This window comes from Phytobacter sp. MRY16-398 (genome assembly GCF_003925915.1).
In the GTDB taxonomy this organism is placed as follows: domain Bacteria; phylum Pseudomonadota; class Gammaproteobacteria; order Enterobacterales; family Enterobacteriaceae; genus Phytobacter; species Phytobacter diazotrophicus.
In genome coordinates this window covers 1,324,406-1,350,991 of the sequence record NZ_AP018756.1, presented here as the reverse complement: position 1 = coordinate 1,350,991, position 26,586 = coordinate 1,324,406, and the positions used below count along the sequence as shown (strand labels likewise).

Genomic DNA, 26,586 nt, shown 5'->3' with positions numbered 1-26,586 from the left:
TATCTCGTCAGAATCCATCGCCGTTACCTAAACCAAGAGCAACGCCATAGTTGAAACAGTCAAAGAGATCATCGTCCTGGTCTTCTTCACCGATGATGAATTTAAGGACCTGAAACAACATGTGATTCTTTTTCGACTGTTTATATTCAGTTATTTTTTCAAAGGCATATTTGGATATCCGCACCTTTCCAGATGCGACATAGCCTGAAATGTTAATAGCGCGTGACTCTTTCGGAAGAGATGTAAGATCTCCGTCTATTGGGTGAACATTCCAGCCCTCATTGGCACCTTGTTGTAAAAGGGTGATACCAGTGGCCTTGTCCTCAATAAACAAACCAGTACACCCCATACGAGCCAGGCATATTTCGCTCAGGTGTTTAGCTTTGCTAACCCATTGAGGGACAATATCTTTCAAGAAATAACCATCAATCTGAATGATGTCCCAATCCAGGATGACAAGGTGAGGTACAGGAACGTTGATCAGAGCAAACCAAATGCAAGCGGAACCATCGTTTTGCAACTGGCCTTTCTGGGCGCAGTCAACAACTCCATAAACTGTGTCGCAGGTTTCCGGATAATCGACGGGTAAACCGTTATCCAATAGCCAGTCAAGCTTGAAAAAGTTCTGCCCCCTCCAGTCAACGAACTCAGCATTGTATTCCTGCTGAACAACCATAGGAGGACGACCATCTATGATTCTCGCCAGCGCCTCAGGGTTAATGGTGGGGTTTGCTGCCGTTGGCGCGTGGTGCTCCTCCCACCCCATATCCTTATCGTTACAGGCTTGATAGAAAAAATTCTCATCATCAACACCCTTTGGCGTTCCAGCCATGACAGCATCACCGTCATAGTCCAGTAGCGTTGGCTCTATCGCCTGCTCCCAGATGTCACGCATACCCTTTTTAACGAGGCTTCCCTCGTCAATGATTACTTTGTGGTATTTACGCGAACGACCAGCATCCGGGTTATCCAGAGTCCAGAACTCCACCAGGCCACCGCCGATAGTCTCAATAATTGAGTCCGTCTTGCTGGAACTAGTAGTTATTGGTTTTAAAAGGTCGCGGATAGCCTTAAAAGATGGCAACAGGATTTTGTACGACGGCGCAAACCAGCCAACGCGCATTTGCTTGGCTGCCCAATTTCCACCGGCCTGCTCCAGCATGGTGGTTTTACCGAAGCGTCGCCCAGCGCGAATTACCTTCCTTTTTGCCTTTGACCTGTAAATGTTTTTTTGACCTTCATGAAAAGGCAAAAATTCAATGGTGTATTCATTCGGCATCTGGTGAATTCACAAGGTTGATAACTATCGTGGGTTTTTCACCTGGTTTTTCTGGAGTTTTTATTGCTGCTGATTCTTTCTCTGCCCTGTCTGCCTCGGCTGAAATCTTGCGTAGTTCTGCATCCTGTAATGCCTCGCCTCTGGCAGTTTCAAACCTCAACTTTTCATCCTGAGAAATTGCTTTGCTTATAGCTGCCTTTGTGAACTCAAGGGACTCGATGCGCGCCGTGTTGCGGTGCATAGCTTTCTCAGCAGCAGAAATCAGGGCATGTAATTCTTTGGCTTTCTCTTCTCCGGCAACCTCAAGCTCGGTCTGCCAGCGCCCGATATTCTCAGCCGCCGTCAGGTTCGCCGCGCGCAGCCAGAAAAGCTCATCGTCGAGCGTGAGCATCTGGGCGTCTTCGGTGATTGCGTCAGAGAGCAGCATCCGGCGACCGTAGCCGCCGTGTTTGAGCGCGTGCTGATTGCCGGGCTGAAAGGGTTTTATTGGCGGCGCGTGGCGAGATCCGCGAATAGGTTTCGTTTGTGGAGAAATTTCAGTGCTGCCCGCGCCACGGGGATTCTTTTCACCCTTCCCGGTTTTACTGGCCTTGTCTTTCCCCTTCTGCGAATTCGCACTTTTTTTCGCACTGCTTTTTTGCGAATTCGCACCGTAATTCGTAACTTTGATATAGCGTTTAGCAGTGGCGTAATTCAGTCCCTGCGCTTCACACCAGTCTTTGGGGGAAATACCGGATTTAGCATGCTCGGCGAGGAACTGGTCTTGCAGTGCTCCCCAGTCCGGTTTTGCCATGTTGAATCACCTGCGATTGACATTATCGAAGCCACTCAGAGAGCGGCCTCTGTAATGCCGTCAGTCTTTCAAAAACTCTTCGGTTTGGTACCCGATTTCACCCGTATGCAGAGTGGCACCGGTTGGGTCAATCACGATAATGGCGTGAGGATTGGAGTTTTCGTTAAGCCATTGAATTACCGGCTTTGTGATATTTTCAAATGCTACGCGCTTCGGAGCTTCAAATGTTTCATGCATACCGCCGCCCATGTTGTACCACTGCCAGCACTTACCGAATTCACGATTCAGATCGTTATCATTCAGCGCGTCAATCAATGACAGGTCGGTAATCGCCTCTTCATTTTCAGGCTGGTAACCTTCACCAATTGCAGCTTTAATGTATTCCAGCATCTCACAGCGTGGTGGGTTTAATTGGGTTGCCTGCAAACCAGGTATTTTTCCATCGCAGATAGCATCATACAGCGAGCTAATCTGATCCCAGTCTCGACCGCCGTTCGGGAAATATTCCTGCATCACACCAGTGGAAAGACGTTTGTTTTCATCCTGTACATTGCACTCACCAGTGCATGGCCCTGATCCGGTGAAGCAGTTCAAACATGCATGATCGTGTACTTTGCCTTTTTCTTCTTCATAAACCGGCGTGCACACCATGCTGTCGATGCCATAGGTGCGAATCGTTTTGGTTTCCAGTTGATCTGGAGCGGTAAACAATTCAATCACGCTGTTTTCGTGGTAATTCAGGGCTGGCTTGCTGGTCGAATAACCCTCATGGATGAGTTTTTCCAGCTTACCTGCAATCATTCCGGTCCCGATATGTTGGAACAGTTTTACATGCCAGTACTTGATTAATTTCATTTTTGTTACCTTTTAGGTGTGAGCCTGTCGCATGGCAAAGCCGCCAAGAGCGAACGACTCGCCCAGGCTCACTACTGAAAGTCTCTCTTCGGAATGCGCATGCGAAGCGCAATAAAAAGCCCCGCGATTGCGAGGCTGTGATGATTTGTTATCCCACGACCGGGCCGGATGTGCTCGTTGCTGTGGCGTCAGGTGCTGAGTCGGCTTCTGCCTGGAGTTGTTTAAGCCGGACCTGAACCAGCGCTTCCACCTTATCGGCTTCGGCCTTTGCTGCTGCTGCGGCTTCCTGTGCTTTCGCTTCGGCGTGAGCTTTGAACCAGTCACGGATTTTTACCCAGCCACCAGCGATGAGCAGAAACGCACTGGCGACAGAGGAGAAGTACAGCAGTAATGTTTCGAATAACGTCATTTCGTTTTCCCTTGCCTGAGTTGTTCAGCCTGCCTGATGGCGGCCAGTTGGTTGTTTGCTTTCTCTATCGCAGCCAGCAGAGGTTCTATCCAGAGAACAGCCTGGCAGTACGTCAGTTGGCTGGAGGGAGTGGCGGCACTACCGGCTTTGTCAGTTCCGGCGGTAGCGGTGTGCATTGCCCCGGCACGTAGACTGTTCGTGTAGTTGAGCAGCCCGTCAGCAACGTAAGCAGGCACAGGGTAATCACACGTTTTTTCACGGCGGAGTATCTCGCGGTATTCGATGACGGTTGTTTCTGCTCTGGCGTCCACGGCGGCATTAGCATCTGCGGTACCCGATGCCAGCGCGCTGAATGCCTGGCTCTCTGCGGCCTGCTGTTGAATGACTTTAGCCTGCAGCAGGACATTGGCATCAGCGGTATCAGCGCGGCTGCTGTTACTCGCATAGCGGGAACCAAAGAACAGGCCAAGCCCGGCCACCAGCAAGATCAGGAATACGATGATGCTGGCTCGCGCTTCGGCGCTCACTGGTCTATCCCCCAGCACGCAAGCGCGCTTTCCTGGTCCCGGCGTTCAATCTGCCCATAGCAGTTGTTGGAGCGTACCCGGCAATCTTTACCGCCGTCTTTAATCCACCAGCGAATAGCCTCACACGCACCTTTACGGTCGCCAGCATTAATGCGCTGGAAGAACGTCGAGGGGAAACACTTAGAGGGACCAATGTTGTACGGGCAGAACGAGGCAATACCCACTTTTTGGGGCTCGGTCAGCGGCACTTTGATATTTCTGTCTACCCATGCAAGCGCCATATCGCGCTCAATGGCGTTAATCTTCTTGCACTGTGCTTCCGTTGCACGCTGGCCTTTAACAACTGGCTTGCCGTCAATAACCGTTACGCCGTGACATAGTGACCAGACGCCACCAGGATCGACAACGGCCACCAGCGCGTTACCTTCTTTTTCGCTGATGAACTGATCAAACAGTACCGGCGCTGATGCCCCCACGGCGATGAGAGACAACATTGCCGCGCTAAGCTTTGCCCTGTTTGCCATCACTCACCCCTGGCGGCTTTTCGCCGATCCTCTTTGATTTTGAAATACAGGTTGGTCAGATACGTCAGCAGACCAAAAAGAATACTGGCGAGAACACCAATTGCTGCCCACTGCGAGGGCGAGACTTTATCCAGTAGCTGGAGCACCCAGAACCCTCCGTTTGCTCCGGCAAAACCGTAGCTCACACCAGTTGTTATTTTGTCCATTCGATACATACTCCACCTCCACGTTTGGGAAGTGCTGTGTGATGTGAGAAAGGGAAGATCAGGCCCTCGGACTGCAATTAACAACGAGACGATGAGGGTTGATTGTCCGGGGCCTGAAAATAAAAAAGCCAACCTCTGGGTTGGCAATATGGGTCGAGCAATGTCGGCGGTAAGGCCGTAATGGTCCCAGGTAGAGGGATTTGGCGGGACAGCGTGGACTTGAACCACGATAAGCAGGTTAACAGCCTGCCGTAATGACCTTTATACGACTGACCCAGATACGAAAAAGCCCAAGGCATTAACCTCGGGCTTGTAATTTTTTGCTTCGGAACGACTGAACGGATTCCCAGCGTTAGAGCTAAAGCTAACCAGTTTTTCCGCAGATTGCAACAGGTATTTCTAAATAATCCCAGATAATGAGAAATTATTTCTCACATAGTAACTTTTGATAGCATGGAATCAGCATATGATTCCTGCTTATGGCACTCCCCAACCAGATCTTCGAATAATGGTTGGTATTGCTCGTATCCGGATGTTTTTTTTATGTCTGTAACGGTTCTGATACCCTCAAGAACGGTAGAGAACTTAAGCCTTGCATAGCCTCTCCCGCCACACCGATCACATGTTTTATTTACCGGCACGCCCTGGCGCTCGCTCTCATCCTTATCCAGCACCTTCCCTTTCCCATGGCAGCGACACGAATTGCTGATAACACCCTTTCCGTCACAGGTCTTGCACTTGACCTTGACCACTTCACGAACTGAGCTCCATTTTTCCCAGTCACCCGGACCAACGGCGCGGGACATTTTCGCCCAGTACGGTGCCTTTCCCCATGGGAAGGAAACTTTATTAGTGAACACCTCAGCTTCGATAAACCCTTCTCCATTGCAGCAATCACACCGGCGCACGCTTGCCGCGCTGCGTGAGTAATCCTGGTATGCAAAAGCACACATAATTTCGAGAATTCTCGTGCGATCGCTCTCGCTGAGTTCTGACACGACTTTATAGCGTCTTGATATTTCGACGGCTGATTCATAAAGAGCCTCCATTGCCCGATCGGGGCTGCTAATGCCAATTTTCGCCAGATAGAGATCAAACCCGAATCCGCATTTAGAACCAGCCAGACCAAGGGCAGCCATAACGTCAGTACCGGTAAGGCGCTCCGATGCAGTGGCGCGCGGGGAGTCGCTGAACATAGGTGATTTAGGTGCAAAATATTTCGCTATTGATTCAAGGCGCATGCTGCTACTCCCTTTGGCTGTTTCGTCTGTGTGGTCTTAACTGGCTTGCTGTGGCGCTTTACGGCGGGCAGCTTCGCCCGCGCTACGCTTTCGGCCTGGTACTGGATGTATTCAGGTTTCACGCGGCCTCCTGCTTTTTCAGGTCGCGGAGCTTCGCCCGGTATTCGTCGCGGATCCTGGTATAGTCGTCTCTGGTCCATTTCGGTAATGCGTGCGGGCCCATCAGTGCGTCAAAGCGCGCCTGGCCGATTTTGGCGATCAGTGCCGGGCGGTATGCGGTGAGGTTGCCGGAAAGGTGGTTATTACAGGCGGAGCACTGTTTATGACAGTTGTCCTCATCAAAGCGCAATTCAGGGCTGGCCCCGGTCGTGCGAAAGTGTCCGGCGTGGTACTGGCCGTCATGGTGGCGGCCGCAACTGATGCACGGCAAATCCCTGTCCCGGTACCGGATAAATTCGTTGAAAGCGTGCTGAGCCTGCTTGATGAAATAACTCAGAGGCTTCACTGCCATCCGGCGCTCGGCCTGGCGCTGGCGATCGGCCCTTTCTTCCTCCAGGCGACGCTTTTTCTCTTTGCGCTGCTTCTCGGCTTTGGCAGCATCGTTGGCGGCTTTACCGTGTACACAGGCGCATTCATACGAGCACACGTATTGCTCGGCCCGGACCGGGTGAAACCATTCACGGCATACTGTGCATTTACGGCGCGGAGGCTTACGCATGATTTCTCCTCGCTGCCAGACGCAGCCATTTCTGATCGACAAGGCGAGCTGTGTAACCTTTAAGGGTGGGTATTTCGGAAGGTAAAAGTGCCGCCTTGCGTTTCCGGCGCGCAGGAATGCGGAAGATAGATCGCTCAATGATTTTTGCGAGTGGGCTATGCATGGGATTCTCCCCAGCGTTTGGCCCATTCGATTTCGAGGCGGGATTTTTCGCTAAACTTCACGCCCTGCTGCGTGCCGAACCAGTAGATAGCCTCGATGACTTCCACCATCTCGCGGACGGTCATCTTGCTGGTACGCTGACCAAACATCACAACGCCACCATCAAGGCCGGGAGCCATGCGTTGCTCTTGTTTTTTGGTCTTCGCCACCAGAGCGGTAATGAGGTCTTTCCAGTCGTCGGAGTCGTACCGGTTTCCGTACCAGATAACCTGATCTGACAGGTCTTTCAGTAGGGGCCACATTTTGCGGTTCTGGACTAGCGTGCGCGTTGGCTCTTTAATGTCCAGTACCAGGGGGCGCTTATAGTCAACAGGGAGGCTGCGAATGTAGTTTATGGCGCTTTGTTTAACGCTTTCGCTTACAAGGTGGAATTGCTGGCTCACGCTTCACCTCCGAAGAGGCTAAACGCAGAATGCAAAAAAACCTCAGCATCTGATGACGCTGACGGCAGGAAGGTATTCTCAAATTGTTCGCGCATCAAAGTCCCCTAAAATGCGCGCAGATAGTTAACGGTTTCTCAGGCCGTTGTGGATATTATGGACGGGCCTACGCGGGAAATCAACGAAGCGTGAAGCATAAAAAAGCCCCTGTGATAGGGGCTTGGTTCGGTGGTTATTGCTTCTGGTATCCGACCATTTGTCGCCGCATCTCCGCCAGCTTATCGGCATGCTCCAGCGCAATCTGTTTCCAGTCTTTGGCTTCTGCCCGCCACCAGGCTACATCGTCACGGAGTCGGCGCAGACGGCGCTGTTTGAGTTTGCTGGTCATGGCTATTCCTTAGGCCTGTATATTTGAATGGTAAGGCCACCCTCTGTTCTGGCTATTAAGCTCTCACCAGGCTGCAACTTGTCGAGACCAAAGGCATCGTAAAGTGAATCCATCGCAAGCGCTTTTTCGTCTTTCCTGTTCCACCAACGCCAGCCACGGCGAAGCAAAAGCAGCCCAAACCAGTGATACACCTTTGCCGCCATATAAAGCCATACGAGAAGTATTGTTGCGAAAAACAGCCAGTCTGTGATGCTGAAATCCTTGAATGCTTCCACCTCACACCCCCTTCGGCGTATCTGGATACGCACTTCCTTCCTGACCCGGCTCATTGCTTCCACTGCAAGCATTGCGGTGGTCATTGGCTTTAGGGCAGCGCTTGTTACCACAGTCAGGACACACAACGAATCTTGTATCGGTCAGCGTTACCGGGCGGCAGATGCGGCACCAACATTTGCTATCACCATTTTTCGCTGCCAGAGTGATAATGTCCTGCTCTTTCCCATCTGTTCCCTGATAGGGGCCGATGACGTTCTTTGCTTTCGGCGCATCAAGTGCTTTCTGCTCAGCAAGGAAGCGAACAATCTGCTTAACCTCTTCTATGCGGTCGTCGTCCGCAGGGTCGAGGGTGTCAATTCTGTCGAGCATTACGAGTGCCGCATTGGCATCACTGTTGCCAGTCCATCCCGGCGCTAGCGTTAGTTGGCTGCCGGGTGCTTTCGGCGCTGCGGCGAGCATGGCTTTATACACCCGCGTAACCTTATCCATTCCAGAATCAAAAGCTTGCATTCCAGCAGCCCATTGATTAGTAGTCGTCTCAACCGGGACCAGCACATACCCGGAAGGTACCGTTACATGTTGCGCTGAATTACCGGACTGGAGCAGGTCATGTAGCATTGAATAAGCGTCATCGGTGTGAGTATCGGTATACTCGCTCATAGCTGAATCAATATGTCTAATCCAGTCATGGGCATGTCCGTAATTTTGCGCCCTAAAATCTTCAAGCATGCATTGAACGAGTCGCAAAGCTTCAACCAGCTTTGCGTCAATCACGTCTGAGATGGTTAATTTGTTCATGATTTACCCCCGTTGAGCATGGCGGCGCGAAATACACGATATGCTGCCAGCATCTGATTCTCTGGCACTTCGTCGTCCTCAGCATAAAACGCATCAAGTGCTCTCTGCATAACCGCAAAAGGTGGATTTTCCGGCACCGCAGGGACTATCGCCACACCAACTGACGTACCAGTGCTCAATTTACTTACGCTTTCTGGCGTGCATTGCGTGCCAGTAAGTTGCCCTTTCCAGTTATCTTGCCCCGCAGAGACTGGCGCGGGGTGGGCATAGAGCGGAACAACAACAGGATCAAGATTTTCATCAGCAACCCACTTAAGCGAGCCATCAGGCTGGGTCTCATACCTTCCGCCCCTACCGTATGCCTCAGCTTTTTCGCGCGTGGCAAATGTCGTGTTTGTGTTGATGTCGCTGTTTAATACGCCATCCATGTTTCTGAAAATCAGAGAGTACGCCACCGGCTCTTGCTCATGCGCCGCCAGGAGTGCGCGGGCCAGATTGCGCTGCATATCGTCATAACTGCCGCGATATGCTATTTCACGCAGGTATTCCAGCGTGTATTCCGTGCTCGGTAATTGTGCTGTCATAATCCGCGCTCCTTTCTTGTTTGCGCGCCAATTGCTGCCTTTTCCCCATCTGGCGTTATAGTTATGCTGTACCACTGGAAAGGATGTTTTTTAACGTCGCTACAAAATGTAACTAACCCCTCTCGAAACAACACTGGTAGAGAGGGGCTATTAACCCTGCGCGAACCATTATCTTCGTCGCCACGTACACCATTCCCTTGCATGAAGTAACGAGTGCCGCTAAGAATGCGGCGCAACGTATATATCTGCGCATCGGTTAGTCTGATTCGTCTGGACATCTTTCACTCCCCCACGTCTAAAGTGATGCCAGCGGCAATCCTAAACGGCAGCCTTTTTGGTAGCGCTGTTTTACTCAGGCGAGAGTTAGCAGGTTCTTTAGCGCATACTTCGCAAAGATGTAAATTTTTTGCTGCTTTCCCTACACTAAACAGCGCACCGTTTTGGCATCCTTCGGTCTCACATTCTTCAAAATGCCAATCCTCTGGAAACTTAACGGTGCGCATACGGGCCTGCAAAGCGTCTGCTCTTTCTCGCTCACCTGCGTAACTGGCTGAGGCTAAATTGAGTGCGCCCTCCAGTTCAGCGATGCGCTTATTCGCCTCAGTTAATTCAGCCATGTGCTCGCGCAGGCTGTCTGTTGCAGCTTCGAGCTTGTCCCAGTCGGGATTGAAGTTAGCCAGTTGAGCCAGTTGCTCCTTGAGAAATTCAATCCGCTTCGCCTGCTCCGCAATCAGCGCCTTATCAGCGTCACGCTCTGTCAGCAGTGAGAGGATGGTATTAGGGTTAGCGCACTGCACAAATTTTCGGTTGTCTGCCGCATCCCTGCCCTGAAACTCAGCGATAATGAAGCCCGCATTTCCCTGGTCGTCATCGCAGCAAATCGCCTCCCATCCTTCGCCCGATTCGTTAACCCAACTTCCTTGCGTTGCATCATCAATAGCCGCTCTGAGTGCCTGAATCTGTTCGTTGGTCATGCTGTCGCTCCCATTAGTCTGTCGCGAATTTTCACCGTTTCTGCGTTGTAAGCATCAGCCCAGGCTTTGCGACGCTTATCCATAAGCGCGATGTGGCGGTATGCACGGAATGCAAACTTGCGGTCGCCATCGCGAGCCTGGTCCATCAAGTGTTCGCGCAGCATGGTGTAAAACCATTGATGCCCGTCTCCGTCGATATCGTCAGGCCAGTCAGCATCATTCATGAGCCAGTTACGTGACTCCACGCAGTGCAGGCATGTTTTGTATGCTCCTGAATTACCTTCATAAACCAAGAAGGTGCGCTCATATTTTTCGCCTGGAGAAATAGCCCCGTGACATTCACAACAACGATGAGTCTTGTTCGCTTTCACAACGCGCTCTGTTGAAAAGTCGCTCATGACTGCGCTCCTTTGCTCTCGACTGCGCCGCCGTTAACCACCGATGTATTTTTTCGGTTACTGCGGCACACCAGCGCCCAAAAATTCATATCGCAAATCATTGCTACGCGCATTTCCGCCGTCATGCGGTAACCCAGCTTATTTGACTTGCCGACTGAACGGCGACGCTTGCGCATTATCTTGCGTGTATGCGCCGCCTGCACTTCAACCTGCCGATGCCTTGAGGCATAAACACCCTTAGCGGGAACCTTCCGGGCTTGTTTTTGATAGGCGCTTAACAGGTCATGCACATCTGATGATTTAGACATTTGACGCCTCCCCTTTGCTCTCGCGAAGCTGGCGGGCGAAATCATCCGCATGCTCTCCGCATAGCCACCAGTTGTCACGGGTGTCAGAAGATATTGCTTGCTTTGATTTTTCCGAGCATTTCTTGGCAAACATCTCCACCCCTTCCGCTCTCAGCGCTGCGATTGCGGAGGATGTGGCGGAGGTTTCGATTGCAGGAAGCAATGCGTAATCGCAGATGGTGTCTATTGCCGAATCAACACAGTCGTCTTCGTTGCGTGGTCGTTCACCAACCATCGTTGATGACTGCATGATTACTCCCCAGCAGATACTGCTGACTTCTTCTGGCCACCCATCACAGGCATCACCGCGATAGTCATCAATTGCTGCTTCTGCGTTTTCTGCGGCTTCTTTGGCTGTTTTATGCCATTCGAAACCGTGCTCAGAGCCATACGAGAAAAACAAATCACCAGACTTAAGCGCTGCCGCTTCCGCCACCAACGCGTCGCGCTGCTCAGTCACTGCTACCAGTTGACATAGACATGCAAGCTCGAATTCACCACGCAGCGACACAATGCCTGTAGAAGTCAATTCGTTGATGCGCTGCTTTACGCTTTCCATCGTTACCTGTTTCATACCCGTGCACTCCCAATTTGAGCAGCATCAGCCGCGGTCAAACGTCTGTGATAAACCCAGCTAATCATCTGCCTGGATACTTCAAATTTTTCCGCGATTACGCTCGGGCGCATGCCGTCGTCGCGCAGCGCACAAATCAGCGCAACGTCTTCATCCGTGCACGTAGTGCTCCAGTGAGCGTTACCGCATTTTGCCAGGCTGATCCCCAGTAACTGTGCCCGGCGGTAGATGTTCTGCGCTGAACGGCCAGGCAAATGCGAGGCGATAGTCTTCGCGGTCATGGTGCGGCAGTTGTGCCGGATGAAAGCGTCTTCTTGCTGCGTGAAGGCTCTCTTTTTGACGACAGGAAGGATCCCCGCTTCGCGAAGCTGCGAAATGCGAAAACGTATCGCCGGAATGCCGCGGTTTAACAGGCGTGAGATTTCCTCACAGGTCGTTGTCGGGTACAGATCGATCAGCTGATTCTGCTCGTCATCGGTCCATGGCCGGTTATGCGCAGGGCATTTACCAGGCGTACCAAACTGATTTAATGTGAAATTTTTCATGATTGCCTCACTTCACGACTCTGAGATGGCGAACGTTTTTGCGGTGGCTTTCCCAGTCGAAATTCACCCACATACCGCTATCCATCTGCATACGGTCCATAACGCGTTCACCCAGCGTGGCGCTAAGTTCTGCGTAATTGAGGTTCGTCAGGATCCCTACCGGGCGCATCGAGGACAGGCGACGGTCGATAACCTGGTTGATGATGACTTTCTCGCCAGTGGTTCCGCGCTGAATACCCACTTCATCCAGCACCAGCAGGTCAACTTTGCACAGTTCATCAAGCAGTGCCGCTTCTGACTGGTCGCTGTCGTAGCACTCGCGAACGCGCAGCATCAGGTCAGGAATGGTCACCACCAGCACGGTATGCCCCTTGTGAAGCAGAAAATTACCAATGGCTGCCGCCAGGTGGTTTTTACCGGTTCCCGGATTGCCACTGAAAACGAAGCTGGTAAAACCCTCGCCGAAGTTCTGCGCATAGCTTTTCGCCATGCTGAGCGCCCGGCGCTGGCCGTCCCCGTTCACCTGGTAATTCGAGAAAGAGCAGTGCTTGTGCAGATCCTGAATACCGGCACGTCCGAAAATTTTCTCAGAGCGGGCACGCTGGTTCTGTTTCTCCAACTCGTCAGTACGCTTGCGCCCTTCCGCCTGTTGCCAGGCCATCAACTCTTCGGCACTGGTAAATTTCGGTTGCACGCCAGCAGGCATCATGCGTTGAATACGGCTGAGTAAATCATTCGTCGTTTTCATCGTTACCCCCTGAATCCTGCCGGGATCTCCGTGTCAGGTTGCGAAATATGATTCACATCCCGGACAGAGCTACGGCTCTGAATGCTGTATTTGGGTTTGAACAAACCCTGATAGCCATTGGCAATACTGGCGTTGATGACGGCTACAGGGTCGTGCCCGGCGTCAAGGCATTCTTTCAGGAGTTTGTAAGCCTTGGTGACGGTCAGTTCTGTTTTGATGGCCTTGCCAGACTGGTGACGATAAGCAACCCACTCACCCCAAGCTGTAGCGTCAAGCCATTCAGGAACAGGAATGCTTAGCGGATCAAACTTCACCTTCCCCTTTGGGGGATTAGAGGGGGTTTTTGTTTTTGTATTTATATTTGTATTTGGAAGAATGTCTTTGGTGTTCCCTATTTTCAGGGATACCTCTCCCTGTTTTTGGGGATGGTTATCCCTTTTTTCAGGGATGGTTGTTGACTTGATATTGTTATCCCCGAATTCAGGGATAGTGATTACCCATGTAACTATCTCAGCAGCAGGGAAATCAACCGGGCACTTTGAGCAATTAGGCTTCGCATAAGCCCACTTATCCAGACTGGTGTTAATCCCGATGTATCTCGTTTGCCCTATCCGGCGGAGTATGATGATGTTGCGATATGCAAGGCTCAGCACCGCCTCAGATACGTGCTTAACTTGCAGCGTTGTCTTATCCGCTATGAGGCTGTTTGCAATCCTGTCAGACTTTTTTGACCAGCCATAGGTCAACCTGACGATAGCGTTTAAAACACGAAACTCACGCCCTGATAGCTCGACGATACATAAGGCGTCCTGGATCTGATTGGCTAAACGTAGATAGCCATTTTCCAGATCAGCCATTCGAGTCTCCTGTTGCGCCGGACCTGGCGCAGGAAATTTGATTACCTTGGCAGTATTTGACATACTAAATCCTGTGAATTGATCCAGTTAATTCGCTTCGAAGGCCGGTACTGTTCGCGCAGTCCGGTCTTCACCTTTCAGAACAGGCATTCAGGCCTCCATATCGCCTTTCCCGGCTTCCCGGTTCGCCAGCAGAATGGCCAGCAGCAGAGACATGTTCGGCACGAGCTTTTCCCGCCAGCGGCTTACCGTTGACTTGTTCACCCCTGCCACCTTTGCAACGTTGGTAGTACCCATTTCAGTAATCTGGCTGTGCAGCCAGGTCTCTATACGTCGCGCCTCCGAAATGTTGCGTGCGATTGATTTTTCCATTTGTGATACTTCCTCTTGGTGTTGGGCCGCCGGTCAGGCGGCATTCGATTTATTTGTTTGCTCACCGAAAAGCAGCCAGCGCGGCTCACATTGAAGAGCTGTAGCCAGTTCAATTAATTTCCGTGGGCGTTTTGTTAAACCTGACTCGACTTGCTGAATGGTCTGCTGCTTTGTGCCTACCAATTCAGCCAAGCTGGCTTGGGTCAGATTTAGTTCGTTACGGCGTTTTTTCACGCGTTCTGAAAGAGATTCCATGGTTCCTCCTTTACAAGGTTATTTGTATTTTATTGTCAAACAAACTTGTTTGTCAAATACCTTGTTTCTTGTAAGCATTGGAATGCTATCTATGAGGTGAATATGACTATTGCGGAGAGAGTTAAGTTAAGAAGAGCTGAGTTGTCCCTTACTCAGGCTGAATTAGCGGCCATGGCGGAAACGTCGCAGCAAGCTATTCAGCAGCTTGAGGATGGAAAAACAAGGCGCCCGCGATATCTTCCAGAGCTGGCGTCAGCTTTAAAATGCTCTGTTCAATGGCTTCTTACAGGCGAGCACGAAAAGAAAGATGAACTACCACCGCAAGCTGAGTGGGGAATGGTTGACGCCTGGGATAAAAATACACCATTACCTGCTGATGAGGTGGAAGTGCCTTTCCTCAAGGATATTGAATTTGCATGCGGCAACGGACGTATACAGAGCGAAGATCATAACGGTTTTAAGCTCAGATTTTCCAAGGCAACCCTACGCCGTGTTGGCGCAAATAGTGATGGCTCTGGCGTGCTTTGTTTCCCAGCGTCTGGTGACAGCATGGAACCGGTCATCCCGGATGGAACTACTGTCGCTGTAGACACAAACAACAAGCGAATTGTTGATGGAAAATTATACGCAATTGCTCAACCAGGGGCCGGAGACGAAAAGTTAAAGAGAATTAAACAACTATACCGAAAGCCAGGCGGAATCCTGATAATCCGCAGCTTCAATCGAGAGGATGAAGAAGCTAACGAGCAAGATGTTGAAATTATAGGGCGCGTTTTCTGGTATTCCGTTTTGCTATAGATAACATAAGGATAAATATGGATATTTTATCTTTTCTGTCTGGTGCCGCAATCACCGTTGCGTTGATTATTATTGCGTTCTTATTAAGAAAAAAGTCGCGAAAAAAAGGAATAATTAGGCAGTATCAGAGTTCAGATCTGGATTCTTCGGTAGACAAAGCAAGAACTTTATTGAATGCGGCAGATCATGTAAAAGCCACAGAAAACAATGCCATTGCTGCCATATGGAAAGCAAGAAAATGCGATGAACATGCAAGTATGAATGAAAATGTTTATGCGATTAAGGGGTGCTGGGCTTTAAAGAAAAAAATGATGAAAGTTGGCCCTGCCGGATACCTAAGCGACACGCCACTTCCGCGTTCTTGCGGTTGCTATTTAACCTACCTGTATAACCTCCGCAGCCTTCCAGAAAACATGCTCACAGACAACGCCAGAAAAATCGTCAATAAATAACTAAATCACTTTAAATCGGCCCGCTCTGCGGGCTTTTTTTTCGTCATCATCACAATAAACCCTCCCATAAAAAACCTATTAACAAACTAAATAACAATAGAAAACAACCACATGACAAAATAAAACAAGCAAATACAAATTTATGTGTTTACAAGATTGATTGTATTCTTGTATATTTAACCCATCCAAACAGCGGGCTTCGCGGCGGTGAATTGCAGTCCACCGAGACAACCAGAAGACAAGCGCCTGGCGCCGCCAGCGAATCCCACAAATCAGCGCAGATGGTTTTAACTCCGCCAGCCGGGCGACAACGGCAGAGGATGAGATGGAAATTACGCACAACAACCATCAGTACAAAGTTACACCGATGGCCAATGGCTCACTCTGGCGCCTGACGTCAGTTGATAACCCTCGCGAAAGCGTTGTCCTGAACAGTGACCAGATGGTCATAGCTGGCCTGGGTCATGTTATCGACAAAAGCATTGTGGACCTGAACAAAGTCCGCGCTGCGCAAAACAAAATCGTCATCGCCCGCTTTCTCGGTGACGCGCTGATGTGGACCAAAGCGGTTGAAGAATACCGCCAGGCAACCGGAGCGCAGTCATGAACACTTTATTTGCCCTGGTACTGACTGTCGGCCTGACCAACGGTGATTTTCAGGATGTTGTTGTCGGTGTTTACGACAACCTGCAGCAATGCGAAGCCGCCGCCGTCGAACAGCAGGTAGCTGGCGAATGTTTCCCGGTTGAGCGCATTGTCCGCGCAGATGAGCAGCCAGCCGGAGACGTTGTGAAGTTCTGAGCCCTGACGGGCAAAACCAAATTAATCGACACAGGCAGCCGCCATGGTGCCGGGATTCTCTCAGCCTTATGGAGTGTTAATTATGAATCCATTACCGCGTATTTCCTCTGAACGACTGGCAGCACTTCCTGTCGGTTCTCGTCTCAAACTCGGTTCGCAGATCGTAAAGCTTACTGGTCGCGGCCCGTTCACTTACAGCGACGGTCGCACGGAAGACATTATCGAGTACGTCGATTCTCGCGGCGTGGCCGGAAGTCATGCAGAAAGCATTTTCCTGGCTTCGGCCACGGAACATCTCAACTCAGTGATGTGCGACAAGTGCGGCCAGCTTCGCCATCCGGATGACTGCGACGTCCGCACAATCCACACCGCCATGGCGAGTAGAACCGCGCATTTTTGCCATGACAAGGGCTGTGCAGAACGTTTTTTCCTTCTGCACCCGGCACAGTCCACCCGAACGAGGAAACGCGGATGGTAAAGCGCCTCGAAGGAATGATGCTGATCGCCATGCTTTGTCTGGCGTACCGGCTGCAACCCGAAGACCTGGAGCGAGTCGCTAACCAGCTCGCTGAATTTGACGCAGTAAACGACGCAATTACAGGAGAGTTCAACAATGTTGCGTGTGATTGATACCGAAACAACCAGCTTTGAGGGCGGCGTGGTGGAGATTGCCAGCGTGGATATCGTCAAAGGCGTTATCTGCAACCCGATGAGCGATCTGGTTCGCCCTGCTGAGCCTATCGGCTTCGCGGCGATGGCTATTCACCACATCACCGAGGACATGGTTGCCGATGCGCCGCTTATTTCTGATGTGATCGGGAAGTACCTTGGCGCTGATGCCTATGTGGCCCACAACTCCGCATTCGACAAAGGCAAGCTGCCGCAGATTACCGCCCCCTGGATTTGCACGTTAAAGCTGGCGCGCAAGCTGTATCCGGAATTTGAGTCGCACGGCAACCAGTACCTGCGCTATCGCCTCGGCCTGAAACCGGAAGTGCCGGAAGGTCTGTATGCACACCGCGCCCTGTATGACTGCTATGTCACAGCAGAGTTGCTGATGTACATGGGGCGGGAAGCGCAATGGAGTATTGGCGAAATGCGGGAAATCTCTAGCTCACCATCCCTGCTGCATATGATGCGCTTCGGTAAGTACAAGGGGAAAACCTTCGAAGAAGTGGCGCGCATTGATAAAGGGTATCTGCGCTGGATGAGCGGGACTGAGCTCGACGAAGACATGCGCTTCACGGTCGATCACTGGCTTATTCAGGGGTGATGTATGGCGATGATGACTCTGATCCTTGCTGATTCCGGTTTCGGTAAGACATACAGCCTGCGCAACGTAAACCCGGAAAACGCCATCCTTGCCCGCTGCATTCGTAAGGCACTGCCATTTAAAAACAATGGTGGCTGGAAACTGCACGGGAAAAGACTGCCGGATAACTCTATCCAGCGTGGAAACGTCATTGATATTCGCGACGGCCGTCACCTGTTTAACGTTATTCAAAACATGGCAAACAGCGGACGTCGGATGCTCATCATCGACGATTTTCAGGCGGTCATGCAGCACGAAAACATGAACCGGGCATATGAGACCGGATACACCAAATTTACTGAAATGGCCGAGCATGCCTGGCGAATCATTGAGGCCGCCACCCAGTTGCCTGACGACTTCCGTGTTTATTTCCTCGCTCATACCGAAGACAGCGAAGGGAAAGTGCGCATGAAAACCGTCGGCAAGATGCTGAACGAAAAGCTCACCCCGGAAGGTTACTTCCCCATCGTTCTTCGAATCATCAAGCGTGATGGCCGTCATTTGTTCCTGTTGAAGGGAGATGACAACGACACCGTTAAATGCCCGCCAGATCTGATCGGTGATGGTGTTACGGAAATGGATAACGATCTGGCGAAATTTGATGCCGCCATTACTGAATTCTCTGACTTATAACGAGGCAAAAAAATGATGAATCAACCTGTAGCTTTTTCATGGAATAAGCAGGCTTCCGAAGCCGCCCTCAAAGCTGGCGCCACTGCGGGTATTACAGATACCGGTGCGTATGAAGGTGACATTCTTTCCGCTGTTTATGAATTTGGCAAAGACGGATCGCAGTCACAGGCGCTTGTTTTATCCATCGATGTTAACGGACAAAAAGCCAATTTTTTACGCATCAACTTTCTTGGCCGTGATGGCAGCCAGACCTTTGGCATGGGGCTGATTTCTGCCCTTCTGTGGGCTGCTCAGGTAAAGGATGCGCAACCGCAACAACGGCAGGGCCAGAACGGTACTGAATGGTTTCTTCCCGCACTGGAAGGCAAGCGCGCTGGCTTTTTCCTTCAAAAAGTTCTCACCACCAAACAGGACGGTAGCGACAGCTACAAATTTGAGGTCCGGCATATTTTCCAGCCTGGATCGCGCCTGACTTACAAAGAGTACTTCGAAAAAACGCCAGCAGAAACGATCGCCACGCTGGAGCGCACTGTAAAAGACAAGGATGACCGCAAACCACATGACCAGTCTCGCGGCGGCTGGGGTGCTCCTAATACGCAAAATTCAGGTGGCTGGGGTGCACCTCAGCATGACCCTAATGCCGTCCCTGATTCGCGCCTGCAACAGGCAATGCGCCAGCAAAACCAGACACAGGATTTTGACGATGACATTCCGTTCTGATGAGCCATGGACTCAGCAGGAACTGGCGCTGCTCGAATTACTGCCGAATGAACGCGTAGCCGAAATGACTGGCCGCTCACTCGAAGACATTCAGCAGCGCCGCCTGGCCGAAAACCACCGTCGCAATAACTGGCCTGAGTTTGACCCGGAGAGAACGCAATGAATTACGGATCTGTTTGCAGTGGCATTGAAGCCGCCTCAGTTGCCTGGGAGCCGCTGGGATGGAAACCAGCATGGTTTGCTGAAATCGAGAAATTTCCTTCCGCAGTACTGGCTACGCATTGGCCCACGGTTGCGAACTTTGGCGATATGACATTGTTAGCCCATAAAGTTGAGATGAATGAAATCGAAGCTCCAGATTTGATCGTCGGTGGAACTCCTTGCCAGTCCTATTCTATCGGTGGCAAGCGTAAGGGACTTAGCGATCAGCGCGGCCTATTAACACTTAAATTTGTGGAACTTGCGGATGCAATCGACGACAAACGCCGCGCAAGCGGAAACAAAGAAGCAATTATTGTCTGGGAAAACGTCACAGGCGCATTTAGCAGCAAAGACAACGCGTTCGGTCACTTTCTCGCAGGACTGGCTGGCGAAATTGAAGCATTCCAACCTGGTCCACGACCTGCAGTCGGTTCAAGTAGCAAATTCTGGCGCTGGGATAAAAAAACCGGTAAGCACATTCCGTTCTGGTCAAAGCGAGGTGTTGTTATTGGACGACAGCGCCGAGTGGCCTGGAGAACCTTTGATGCACAATACTTCGGAGTGGCCCAACGACGCCCGCGAATTCTCCTTATCGCAAGTGCTCGAAGTGACATCGATCCCTCCCAAATACTGTTTGAGTCCGATCGCGTGCGCAGGGTTAATCCCCCGTCAAAACAGACGCCCGTGCCTGTTTGTCTTACAGCCAGAGGTGCAGGCTCTCTCGATGATCGAGAAACTTACATTGTTACACCGGAACGCCGAATCAGGCGCTTAATGCCTGTCGAAAATGAACGGCAAATGGGCTTCCCGGATAATCACACCCGCATCGCATGGCGCGGAAAAGATGCCTCTGAATGCCCTGATGGTCCGCGCTATAAAGCCATCGGCAACAGCATGGCGGTGCCGGTCATGCGCTGGATTGGTGAACGCATTGCTGCAGCTATCCCGAAAGAGGAACCAGCCCCGCGCACCTGGCAGCGCCCGTTTCTCAAGTGGGCTGGCGGAAAGTTCTCTCTGCTTTCGGAGTTGGATCGCCATATCCCGGCGGGCAACCGACTGATTGAGCCATTCGTGGGCGGCGGCTCTGTATTTCTTAACTCCGATAAACATGAGCGCTTTCTGCTGGCAGACGTTAACCCGGACCTGATCAACCTGTACACCATGCTCGACGTTGACCATATCCGCGTCCTGTCGTTTGCGCAGGAGTTATTTAAGCGCGCGGCAAATGAAGATGCCTACATGGAATTACGGGAAGAATTTAACAGTCAGCGCCTCAGCGCACCTGAACGTGCAGCAGCGTTCCTGTACCTGAACCGCCACTGCTTTAACGGCCTGATGCGTTACAACCGCAGCAATCAGTTCAACGTTGGCTATGGGAGCTATGCCGCGCCCCACTTCCCCACCGAAGAGGTAAAGGCATTCAAATCCCGGTCGCACAAATGCGTGTTCATGACAGCCGGTTACAGGCAGACGCTTTCCCTGGCTGGCGATGGCGATGTCGTTTACTGCGATCCGCCTTACGAACCACTGCCGGGAACCGATGGGTTTACCAGTTACTCAGGCGCCGGTTTTTCATGGGCCGACCAGGTTGCGCTTGCTGAATGCTGCGTGGCAGCACACCAGCGCGGCGCGAAAGTGGTGATCAGCAACTCATCGGCACCGAAGGTCATTGAGTTTTACGAACAGCACGGTTTGAAAATCCATCACGTCAGCGCGCGGCGTGCCATGTCCAGCAAGCCGGGCACGCGTTCAGCGGCTTCCGACATCATAGCTACCCTGGGAGTTTAACCATGACGCCAGCAGAGCAGGAAAACGCGATACGCGCACAGTGTCGCCGTTGCACCGAAGAAATCAAAAAGGCGATGAGCAAAAAGCCAAAGCCTCAATGGGATGCGACGGTGAAACCCATCATCAAAAAACATCACCAGCAGATTGCGCCGCTGGGCGTCAGCCTCCTGGAGTTCGTAGTCAAAACTGGCCGGCTTAATGGGCGGTATGGAGTGGAATCGTGAAAGAGCTACGGGACATTTTGGCATTGGCATTCTTTGCCGCAATACCAATCAGCGGTTTTATCAGCGTTGCATTCCTCATTTATCACGAAAAGCAGGGATGGGGATGGTTGCTGTTTGCCGTAATCATCATCGCTGGAAGCATCCACATGAAGACGGAGGATTAATCGTGAAAGAACGCGGAATGATTTTTAACGCTGAGATGGTTCGCGCCATTCTCGACGGACGCAAAACAATAACGCGGCGGATCGTCAAGTTATCGCATGAGCGCGGCATGGTTAACCCGGTTGTACGTGGCCGCAATGGAGAGATTTCCAGCATCACTTGCAGGCTGGCGCCGATGCTTTGCCCTTTTGGTCAGCCCGGCGATCGCATTTGGGTGCGCGAGACGTGGGCAGAGGCAGGAGCCAGCGCGCCGGAACTCAAGCTCTATCGCGCGAATTACCCTGAGCATGTTCCATCGCATTATGAAAACGTACCGCCAGTTGACGAAATTCGCTGGACACCTTCTATCCACATGCCGCGTTGGGCCAGCCGCATCACGCTGGAGATTACTGGCGTGCGGGTTGAGCGACTGAACGCTATCAGCGAGGAAGATGCCATGTCAGAAGGTGTCGGCCACCTCTATAAATATGACGAGTCGAAACCTATTCCTAAAGGTGCCAAACGCCGCTTTGCTGAATTGTGGCAGTCCATTTACGGCGAAGAAAGCTGGCAGGCTAACCCCTGGGTGTGGGTGATTACGTTTCAGTGTGTTGAAGGCGGTGCAGCATGAGACCAGACACTATCGACGCCGCCAGCGAGCTTGAAGAACTCCAGCGACAGGCAGCCATACAAAAGCACCGCATAGATCGCAACGCCGTATCAGCTACTCACTGTGACGAATGCGGGGATGCGATTGAAGAGGCTCGGCGCCGGGCGGTTCCCGGCTGCCGGATGTGTGCGAGTTGCCAGGCTGACGCAGAAAAGCGCGGTAAGCTGTGGGGGATGAAATCGTGATCGGAACACTAAAACCAGTGCCGAAAGGAAGCTGGCCCATCAAGATGTATGACCCGAAACGCAGCCAGGTATGGGTTAACGCCTACTTTCTTGTGCAGGAATTTAAGGAAGCGGACGGCGTGATCAGGCTGTCGATTAATACCACCAGCATGGGCGCCAGTGGCCGCTGGAAAGACGGCATCACGTGGGACGCATTGCAGGAAATTAAAAACGCAGTCGGCTATCAGGACCGGGATGCCGTAGAGATTTTCCCGGCGCAAAAAGACCTGGTTAACGTAGCAAACATGCGTCACCTGTGGATTGTGCCCGAATCTATCCCATTCGCATGGCGAAGAGATGGACATTAAGACAACCGGCCCCGTTTGGGGCCATAGGTGTGAAGATGAGCAAAAAACATAGCGAAAAATTTGAATGGATGAGCACCAGGGAGATTTGCGATCACCTGGGTATTTCGTCACGCACTCTGGAGCGCTACCGGAAACGCCCGGCAGGCAGCAATCCATTCCCGGATCCTGATTGCTCGTATATGGGCGGATCCAACAGGTACTTGACGACAAAAGTCACCGAATGGCAAATCAGGGAAATGTCCCGGCAGACTCGCCGGCCCATGTCACACCTGAATGTTGCCCGCGACAGCAAAGGCCGAATTATCCGGTCTGACGCGGCGTGAACTCCAGAACGTCGGGCTCGATGATGCTCATCAGTCGGGCCCACCACTTACCGTATGCAACCCTCATCTCATCAATATACGTGTGCTTGTCGTATACCGACCAGACACCGGGCAATTTATGGCCCAGCATTATTTCGGCAATATGCGGTTCGGTCAGCTCAGAAAAATTGGTCCGCGCAGTCCGGCGCAGATCGTGAATGGTAAAATGCGGTACCTGCTGGTTATAGGATTTCAGCATGAACTTTACCAGGTTGCTACTGATGCTCATGTGGAAACCTTCGCTCATTGGCTTATCGGAGAAACGAGAAAAAACATACTGCCCCGGAGCCAGTTCAATAGCGCGCCTGATTAGCGGGACAACCTCCGGGATGATGGGGCGCACCAGTGGCTTCTTAGTGTTGCGGCCCGTTTTATGGTTTTCCCACGGAATCGTCCAGATACCCTCTTCAAAATCGAAATGGGATATTTCCGCCTGACGTAACTCACCCACCCTGCACGCCCAGAACAGCGACAGTTTGTAGAGGATCTTGTTTCGCTCAATCAGTCGCGAATCTTCAATGGCTCGCCAGACCAGCGCCAGTTCTTTCCGGTCCAGCGTGCGCTCACCCATTTGCTTTTTGATACCGAAGTCATGTCCGGACATTTCAGAAAGCGGGTTAACTTCCAGCAATTGCCGTTTCACCGCCCATGAATAGCACTGTCGCCCATTACTGATGACCCGGCGGGTGATCTCCGAATACCCCTGGGCCAGGCGATCAAGAACGGTGAGCCAGTTATGTAGCGTCAACTGGTGCGCCGGGTACTTACCGATTTTAGGGAAAACGTGAAGCTCAAACGTGCGCAGGATCTGACTGGCCGTTTCCTTCTGAATACAGACCATGGAATACCATTCCCTGAACAACTCTTCGAAGGTGTACTGGCTGTTAATCTTCGCTTTATAGAGGCTCTGCCTGATGCGGGGGTTTTCTCCCCTGGCAAGAATAGCGGCCCATTTCGCCACTTCGTCGCGGGCAGCCTTGAGGCTGAACTCAGGGTAACTGCCGATCGTCATCTTGTCCTGCTTGCCAAGAAACCGGAACCGGTAGAAAAACGTTACCGCCCCTTTCAGGGAAATGCGGACCCAGAGTCCATCCCGGTCTGCTTTTTCTTCAACCTTGTCGCGCTCGCGCCCAAGGCACGACTTTATATAACTATCTGAAATAGCCATGTTTTCAACCCGCACGTGTCCATTGGAATATTCGCTTCCGTGTCCATCATAGGATATGGACTCGCTGATGGACACAAAAACCGTGTCTTATGGTGTCGTAGGTTGACTGTACATGCAACCAGTATATTTTTAAGGGAGGTTTATTTTACAGGGATCTGGAAGGGGATTTGTCGGAGGTTTGCGGAGGGTGTCGGGGTGTCAATTATCGATGTGAGCAATGATCGAAAAGTTACGTATATTCTTCATATAGGGAGATTTTTTGCCTTACGAATAACTAAGAGGCCGCGGTTCGGAGCCTGACGTCAAAAGTCTGAAACGCCGCATTCTACACTACAACCACAATGCGGGGAAATGCTCATACTGGCAACAAACCAGGCCGCGCATTCCCCCCGGTAAGACAGGAAAATCACTGGCATTATTCGGCAGGTGAATTGTCGATGCGCACCAGGTCGGGAGGGAGGCCAACGCTGATAATCACCGGCTGCCATTCGGAACGATTCGCCAGTCTTGGCGAAAAACTCCGCGCCAGTAAAAAACCGCCAACCCCACCCAATATGGCGCCGCACAACGTGGCCAGATCCTGATTAAAAAGGGTCTGGAAGAGCGCCGACATCAGGAAAAGACCAACCAGCGGAGACATATACACCAGCAGCGCTGACGTCAATAAACTGGCTTCGCCAATCCCCAGCTCCACTTTTTGCCCGGCAACCAGCGGCTGATCGCACGGTACGGATAAGGTATGGGTCATTTGCGGCCCAAGTTTGTTCAGTACGCGGCTCCCGCATCCACTTCGTGAAGCACAACTGCTACAGGAGGCTTTAACGTCGCATTCCACCAACGCTTCACCGTTTTTCCATGAGACGACGGTCGCCCACTCTTTGATCATTGTGCTGCCCTGAATTTGATGCTGTCCGCAATACGCTTGGCCGTTTGTGGGGGTAATTCACCCACAATGGTAATTTCAGCGTTATCACGGATGGTTGTACTCACGGTCCGGCGTCCGGTACGCAACATCTGATCGGCACTGTTCTGATTAGCACGATTGACGTTCACCGAGAAACTAAACAGGCCATCGGAATAAAGACGGGATTCGACAGGCATGTCTATGGTAGGAAGTTGGCGACGACTGCTGGAGACTTCACTAAAACCTTGCGGTAACCAGGAAGGCAACCAGTTAAAGGCAACGCTGTCGCCCTGCGGAACGGAAAGCAACGGCGGCAAGTTGGCGTTTGCCAGGGTCTGCATACTGCTGGCGATCTGTTGCCCGTTTACGGTGTAGGCAATCACGCGGAACTGTTCCAACGTTTCGCCATCTCTGTCGAGCAGATCCACGCGCATTGGCAGGCGCGTTTCCGCATCCATCCAGACAATGTAGCTATAACGCGTTCCGTCACGGGCAACAACCCGGATCACTTCACACAAGCGATCGGCAATACGCGTACGTCCGACAGAAATGAAATCGTAATAAGGCGCAAGGCGTTTGAAATCGGTATATACCAGCGAAGGGAGCGAATCGACAATGTAGTCGCCATTCAGCGTAAAGGGCTCAAGACCCGGCTCAAAGTAGCTTATTTCATTGCCACGCTGTACCACTTCCCGGCGGGGGCCGTCCATTTGCAAAAGCTGAGCGAGAGGCTGATTGTTTACACGCGCGTGGCGGTAACGCAGAGACTCTACCCCTTGCTTGTTAATGCTGATAAAGGACAGTTCATAGTTGAGTGACTGGCTCGCCACGTTCATCTGCTGCAACAACGCCCCGGACGAGGTATCTGCCGAGGCGTTGCTTGAGAAGAACAGGCCTGCTGCCACAAAAGACATGGCACACCAAAGTTGCTTCATTACTGCGATTGGGTTCCTAACGTTTGATTTCCTGGCACTTGCACAGCAGCCTGCTGCGTTTGTGCCTGCTCAAACTTAAGCTGTTCGGAGTGCAGACGACGTTGCAGTTCGTAATCCTGCAACATGGCGTTAATACGGCGACGCTGTTCCTGCACCTGCTGTTGCTGACCGACATCCGCCGTTGCATCAGCCGGAACACCCAGACTTACCGGGCTGGCTTTGCCCATCATCGGCAGTGTATTAAACACCGGCGCTTCTGGCTGCTGGGTGGATTCAGACTGGCCATTATAGTGCTGGACACCCACAATAACTGCAAGCGATACGCATGCAGCCACGCCCATTTGCGTCAATTGACTGGCCCATGGACGGACTTTTGTCCAGAATGGCATTTTCTGCCACTGGTGCGGCGCAGGCTGAGCCTCAGGGATTAATGGTGTCGTCGGTTGAACAGACTCATTTTCAATCGCGGCCATAACTTGGGCTGAGATATCGAAGTGGAGAACATCAGCCGTATCACCGCGCATTGCGTCGCGAATGAGATGGTAGCTCTCCCAGGTTTTCTGCATTTCAGGATCGCGAGACAGCTCAGAGAGCAGCTCCCTATCCAGCGTTTCACCGTCCATTAAAGCGGAAAGTTGTTCTTTCTGCATGCCTAATACCTTTTCCAGTATCCCG

The 26,586-nt window shown here is 51.7% G+C and carries 46 protein-coding genes and 1 tRNA gene; 17 read left to right on the top strand and 30 right to left on the bottom strand.

Annotated elements, in window-relative coordinates:
- Positions 1–7: 7 nt before the first annotated feature.
- The 26 genes from MRY16398_RS06630 to MRY16398_RS06510 form a co-directional block, all read right to left on the bottom strand.
- The gene (locus tag MRY16398_RS06630) at positions 8–1,279 is read right to left on the bottom strand and encodes a hypothetical protein (protein ID WP_125124043.1); all 1,272 of its coding nucleotides are present in this window, start codon (positions 1,277–1,279) and stop codon (positions 8–10) included.
- Positions 1,269–2,072, bottom strand: a complete 804-nt coding sequence (locus MRY16398_RS06625) for a hypothetical protein (protein ID WP_125124042.1) — start codon at positions 2,070–2,072, stop codon at positions 1,269–1,271. The genes MRY16398_RS06630 and MRY16398_RS06625 overlap by 11 nt, the downstream gene beginning before the upstream one ends.
- Before the next feature lie 60 nt (positions 2,073–2,132).
- Positions 2,133–2,927: a hypothetical protein gene (locus tag MRY16398_RS06620; RefSeq protein ID WP_125124041.1), complete on the bottom strand. Its 795-nt coding sequence runs from the start codon at positions 2,925–2,927 to the stop codon at positions 2,133–2,135.
- A 148-nt stretch (positions 2,928–3,075) separates the two neighbouring features.
- Complete coding sequence (locus MRY16398_RS06615; protein WP_125124040.1) at positions 3,076–3,336, bottom strand: DUF1378 family protein; 261 nt, start codon at positions 3,334–3,336, stop codon at positions 3,076–3,078.
- Positions 3,333–3,863 (bottom strand): hypothetical protein, encoded by a 531-nt coding sequence (locus MRY16398_RS06610; protein ID WP_125124039.1) that lies wholly within the window; start codon positions 3,861–3,863, stop codon positions 3,333–3,335. Before MRY16398_RS06610 ends, MRY16398_RS06615 begins: the two co-directional genes overlap by 4 nt.
- Positions 3,860–4,387 (bottom strand): lysozyme, encoded by a 528-nt coding sequence (locus tag MRY16398_RS06605; protein WP_125124038.1) that lies wholly within the window; start codon positions 4,385–4,387, stop codon positions 3,860–3,862. The genes MRY16398_RS06610 and MRY16398_RS06605 overlap by 4 nt, the downstream gene beginning before the upstream one ends.
- Complete coding sequence (locus tag MRY16398_RS06600; RefSeq protein WP_103245331.1) at positions 4,387–4,602, bottom strand: class II holin family protein; 216 nt, start codon at positions 4,600–4,602, stop codon at positions 4,387–4,389. The genes MRY16398_RS06605 and MRY16398_RS06600 overlap by 1 nt, the downstream gene beginning before the upstream one ends.
- A 192-nt stretch (positions 4,603–4,794) precedes the next feature.
- A tRNA-Asn gene (locus MRY16398_RS06595) sits at positions 4,795–4,869 on the bottom strand.
- A gap of 155 nt (positions 4,870–5,024) precedes the next feature.
- Positions 5,025–5,834 carry an antitermination protein Q gene (locus MRY16398_RS06590; protein WP_125124037.1) on the bottom strand — a complete coding sequence of 270 codons (810 nt, stop codon included), beginning with the start codon at positions 5,832–5,834 and terminating at the stop codon, positions 5,025–5,027.
- A gap of 118 nt (positions 5,835–5,952) precedes the next feature.
- Complete coding sequence (locus tag MRY16398_RS06585; protein ID WP_125124036.1) at positions 5,953–6,552, bottom strand: recombination protein NinG; 600 nt, start codon at positions 6,550–6,552, stop codon at positions 5,953–5,955.
- Complete coding sequence (locus MRY16398_RS06580; protein ID WP_125124035.1) at positions 6,545–6,715, bottom strand: NinE family protein; 171 nt, start codon at positions 6,713–6,715, stop codon at positions 6,545–6,547. The genes MRY16398_RS06585 and MRY16398_RS06580 overlap by 8 nt, the downstream gene beginning before the upstream one ends.
- On the bottom strand, positions 6,708–7,157 hold the full coding sequence (locus tag MRY16398_RS06575; RefSeq protein WP_125124034.1) for a recombination protein NinB: 450 nt from the start codon (positions 7,155–7,157) through the stop codon (positions 6,708–6,710). Before MRY16398_RS06575 ends, MRY16398_RS06580 begins: the two co-directional genes overlap by 8 nt.
- A gap of 229 nt (positions 7,158–7,386) precedes the next feature.
- A complete protein-coding gene (locus MRY16398_RS30545) occupies positions 7,387–7,542 on the bottom strand; it encodes a hypothetical protein (RefSeq protein WP_172600628.1) in 156 nt (51 codons plus the stop codon).
- Positions 7,543–7,544: 2 nt separating this feature from the next.
- Entirely contained in the window at positions 7,545–7,817 is a 273-nt protein-coding gene (locus MRY16398_RS06570) for a DUF4752 family protein (RefSeq protein WP_125124033.1), read from the bottom strand.
- 1 nt (position 7,818) lies between these two features.
- Positions 7,819–8,616: a hypothetical protein gene (locus MRY16398_RS06565; protein ID WP_125124032.1), complete on the bottom strand. Its 798-nt coding sequence runs from the start codon at positions 8,614–8,616 to the stop codon at positions 7,819–7,821.
- Positions 8,613–9,200 (bottom strand): hypothetical protein, encoded by a 588-nt coding sequence (locus MRY16398_RS06560; protein ID WP_125124031.1) that lies wholly within the window; start codon positions 9,198–9,200, stop codon positions 8,613–8,615. The genes MRY16398_RS06565 and MRY16398_RS06560 overlap by 4 nt, the downstream gene beginning before the upstream one ends.
- Positions 9,197–9,478, bottom strand: a complete 282-nt coding sequence (locus MRY16398_RS06555; RefSeq protein WP_172600627.1) for a hypothetical protein — start codon at positions 9,476–9,478, stop codon at positions 9,197–9,199. Before MRY16398_RS06555 ends, MRY16398_RS06560 begins: the two co-directional genes overlap by 4 nt.
- Before the next feature lie 3 nt (positions 9,479–9,481).
- Complete coding sequence (locus tag MRY16398_RS06550; protein ID WP_125124030.1) at positions 9,482–10,174, bottom strand: ead/Ea22-like family protein; 693 nt, start codon at positions 10,172–10,174, stop codon at positions 9,482–9,484.
- Complete coding sequence (locus tag MRY16398_RS06545) at positions 10,171–10,572, bottom strand: hypothetical protein (protein ID WP_125124029.1); 402 nt, start codon at positions 10,570–10,572, stop codon at positions 10,171–10,173. The genes MRY16398_RS06550 and MRY16398_RS06545 overlap by 4 nt, the downstream gene beginning before the upstream one ends.
- Complete coding sequence (locus MRY16398_RS06540; RefSeq protein WP_125124028.1) at positions 10,569–10,880, bottom strand: hypothetical protein; 312 nt, start codon at positions 10,878–10,880, stop codon at positions 10,569–10,571. The genes MRY16398_RS06545 and MRY16398_RS06540 overlap by 4 nt, the downstream gene beginning before the upstream one ends.
- Positions 10,873–11,493 (bottom strand): hypothetical protein, encoded by a 621-nt coding sequence (locus tag MRY16398_RS06535; protein WP_125124027.1) that lies wholly within the window; start codon positions 11,491–11,493, stop codon positions 10,873–10,875. The genes MRY16398_RS06540 and MRY16398_RS06535 overlap by 8 nt, the downstream gene beginning before the upstream one ends.
- Entirely contained in the window at positions 11,490–12,038 is a 549-nt protein-coding gene (locus tag MRY16398_RS06530) for a helix-turn-helix domain-containing protein (protein ID WP_125124026.1), read from the bottom strand. Before MRY16398_RS06530 ends, MRY16398_RS06535 begins: the two co-directional genes overlap by 4 nt.
- Positions 12,039–12,045: 7 nt before the next feature.
- The gene (locus tag MRY16398_RS06525; protein WP_125124025.1) at positions 12,046–12,786 is read right to left on the bottom strand and encodes an ATP-binding protein; all 741 of its coding nucleotides are present in this window, start codon (positions 12,784–12,786) and stop codon (positions 12,046–12,048) included.
- A 2-nt stretch (positions 12,787–12,788) separates the two neighbouring features.
- Positions 12,789–13,706 carry a replication protein gene (locus MRY16398_RS06520; protein WP_125124024.1) on the bottom strand — a complete coding sequence of 306 codons (918 nt, stop codon included), beginning with the start codon at positions 13,704–13,706 and terminating at the stop codon, positions 12,789–12,791.
- A gap of 87 nt (positions 13,707–13,793) precedes the next feature.
- The gene (locus MRY16398_RS06515; protein ID WP_125124023.1) at positions 13,794–14,015 is read right to left on the bottom strand and encodes a CII family transcriptional regulator; all 222 of its coding nucleotides are present in this window, start codon (positions 14,013–14,015) and stop codon (positions 13,794–13,796) included.
- Between the two features lie 33 nt (positions 14,016–14,048).
- Positions 14,049–14,270, bottom strand: a complete 222-nt coding sequence (locus tag MRY16398_RS06510) for a helix-turn-helix domain-containing protein (RefSeq protein ID WP_110294674.1) — start codon at positions 14,268–14,270, stop codon at positions 14,049–14,051.
- Between the two features lie 102 nt (positions 14,271–14,372).
- Here MRY16398_RS06510 and MRY16398_RS06505 point away from each other — a divergent pair, with 102 nt between their 5' ends.
- The 17 genes from MRY16398_RS06505 (at position 14,373) to xis (ending at position 22,865) form a co-directional block, all read left to right on the top strand.
- A complete protein-coding gene (locus tag MRY16398_RS06505) occupies positions 14,373–15,068 on the top strand; it encodes an XRE family transcriptional regulator (protein WP_125124022.1) in 696 nt (231 codons plus the stop codon).
- A 17-nt stretch (positions 15,069–15,085) separates the two neighbouring features.
- Positions 15,086–15,520: a hypothetical protein gene (locus tag MRY16398_RS06500; RefSeq protein ID WP_125124021.1), complete on the top strand. Its 435-nt coding sequence runs from the start codon at positions 15,086–15,088 to the stop codon at positions 15,518–15,520.
- Between the two features lie 325 nt (positions 15,521–15,845).
- Positions 15,846–16,127, top strand: coding sequence for a host cell division inhibitory peptide Kil (gene kil / locus MRY16398_RS30865; protein ID WP_232034385.1), 282 nt, complete (start codon positions 15,846–15,848; stop codon positions 16,125–16,127).
- Positions 16,124–16,321, top strand: a complete 198-nt coding sequence (locus MRY16398_RS06490) for a DUF1482 family protein (protein WP_125124020.1) — start codon at positions 16,124–16,126, stop codon at positions 16,319–16,321. The genes kil and MRY16398_RS06490 overlap by 4 nt, the downstream gene beginning before the upstream one ends.
- Before the next feature lie 82 nt (positions 16,322–16,403).
- A complete protein-coding gene (locus tag MRY16398_RS06485; protein ID WP_125124019.1) occupies positions 16,404–16,799 on the top strand; it encodes a hypothetical protein in 396 nt (131 codons plus the stop codon).
- A complete protein-coding gene (locus tag MRY16398_RS30540; RefSeq protein ID WP_172600625.1) occupies positions 16,793–16,951 on the top strand; it encodes a hypothetical protein in 159 nt (52 codons plus the stop codon). The genes MRY16398_RS06485 and MRY16398_RS30540 overlap by 7 nt, the downstream gene beginning before the upstream one ends.
- Positions 16,935–17,594: an exodeoxyribonuclease X gene (gene exoX, locus MRY16398_RS06480; protein WP_125124018.1), complete on the top strand. Its 660-nt coding sequence runs from the start codon at positions 16,935–16,937 to the stop codon at positions 17,592–17,594. Before MRY16398_RS30540 ends, exoX begins: the two co-directional genes overlap by 17 nt.
- A gap of 3 nt (positions 17,595–17,597) precedes the next feature.
- Positions 17,598–18,266, top strand: coding sequence for an ATP-binding protein (locus MRY16398_RS06475; RefSeq protein ID WP_125124017.1), 669 nt, complete (start codon positions 17,598–17,600; stop codon positions 18,264–18,266).
- Between the two features lie 15 nt (positions 18,267–18,281).
- A complete protein-coding gene (locus MRY16398_RS06470; RefSeq protein ID WP_125125635.1) occupies positions 18,282–18,986 on the top strand; it encodes a single stranded DNA-binding domain-containing protein in 705 nt (234 codons plus the stop codon).
- Positions 18,970–19,149 (top strand): hypothetical protein, encoded by a 180-nt coding sequence (locus MRY16398_RS06465; protein ID WP_039079572.1) that lies wholly within the window; start codon positions 18,970–18,972, stop codon positions 19,147–19,149. Before MRY16398_RS06470 ends, MRY16398_RS06465 begins: the two co-directional genes overlap by 17 nt.
- A complete protein-coding gene (locus MRY16398_RS06460) occupies positions 19,146–20,975 on the top strand; it encodes a Dam family site-specific DNA-(adenine-N6)-methyltransferase (protein ID WP_125124016.1) in 1,830 nt (609 codons plus the stop codon). Before MRY16398_RS06465 ends, MRY16398_RS06460 begins: the two co-directional genes overlap by 4 nt.
- A 2-nt stretch (positions 20,976–20,977) precedes the next feature.
- Entirely contained in the window at positions 20,978–21,199 is a 222-nt protein-coding gene (locus MRY16398_RS06455; protein WP_125124015.1) for a hypothetical protein, read from the top strand.
- A complete protein-coding gene (locus tag MRY16398_RS30535) occupies positions 21,196–21,363 on the top strand; it encodes a hypothetical protein (RefSeq protein ID WP_172600624.1) in 168 nt (55 codons plus the stop codon). The genes MRY16398_RS06455 and MRY16398_RS30535 overlap by 4 nt, the downstream gene beginning before the upstream one ends.
- 2 nt (positions 21,364–21,365) lie before the next feature.
- Positions 21,366–21,971 (top strand): ASCH domain-containing protein, encoded by a 606-nt coding sequence (locus tag MRY16398_RS06450; protein ID WP_172600623.1) that lies wholly within the window; start codon positions 21,366–21,368, stop codon positions 21,969–21,971.
- Positions 21,968–22,195 (top strand): TraR/DksA family transcriptional regulator, encoded by a 228-nt coding sequence (locus tag MRY16398_RS06445; protein ID WP_125124014.1) that lies wholly within the window; start codon positions 21,968–21,970, stop codon positions 22,193–22,195. Before MRY16398_RS06450 ends, MRY16398_RS06445 begins: the two co-directional genes overlap by 4 nt.
- Positions 22,192–22,542: a DUF7694 domain-containing protein gene (locus MRY16398_RS06440; protein WP_125124013.1), complete on the top strand. Its 351-nt coding sequence runs from the start codon at positions 22,192–22,194 to the stop codon at positions 22,540–22,542. The genes MRY16398_RS06445 and MRY16398_RS06440 overlap by 4 nt, the downstream gene beginning before the upstream one ends.
- A 35-nt stretch (positions 22,543–22,577) precedes the next feature.
- Positions 22,578–22,865 (top strand): excisionase Xis, encoded by a 288-nt coding sequence (xis, locus tag MRY16398_RS06435; RefSeq protein WP_110296656.1) that lies wholly within the window; start codon positions 22,578–22,580, stop codon positions 22,863–22,865.
- On the opposite strand, the gene MRY16398_RS06430 is transcribed toward xis, so the two are convergent.
- The 4 genes from MRY16398_RS06430 to rseA form a co-directional block, all read right to left on the bottom strand.
- Positions 22,843–24,072, bottom strand: coding sequence for a tyrosine-type recombinase/integrase (locus tag MRY16398_RS06430; RefSeq protein WP_125124012.1), 1,230 nt, complete (start codon positions 24,070–24,072; stop codon positions 22,843–22,845). The two genes, xis and MRY16398_RS06430, sit on opposite strands and share 23 nt — an antisense overlap.
- Before the next feature lie 415 nt (positions 24,073–24,487).
- Entirely contained in the window at positions 24,488–24,958 is a 471-nt protein-coding gene (gene rseC, locus MRY16398_RS06425; protein WP_039079566.1) for a SoxR-reducing system protein RseC, read from the bottom strand.
- Entirely contained in the window at positions 24,955–25,911 is a 957-nt protein-coding gene (gene rseB, locus MRY16398_RS06420) for a sigma-E factor regulatory protein RseB (protein WP_039079565.1), read from the bottom strand. Before rseB ends, rseC begins: the two co-directional genes overlap by 4 nt.
- Positions 25,911–26,561 carry an anti-sigma-E factor RseA gene (rseA, locus tag MRY16398_RS06415; RefSeq protein ID WP_039079564.1) on the bottom strand — a complete coding sequence of 217 codons (651 nt, stop codon included), beginning with the start codon at positions 26,559–26,561 and terminating at the stop codon, positions 25,911–25,913. Before rseA ends, rseB begins: the two co-directional genes overlap by 1 nt.
- Between the last annotated feature and the right edge of the window lie 25 nt (positions 26,562–26,586).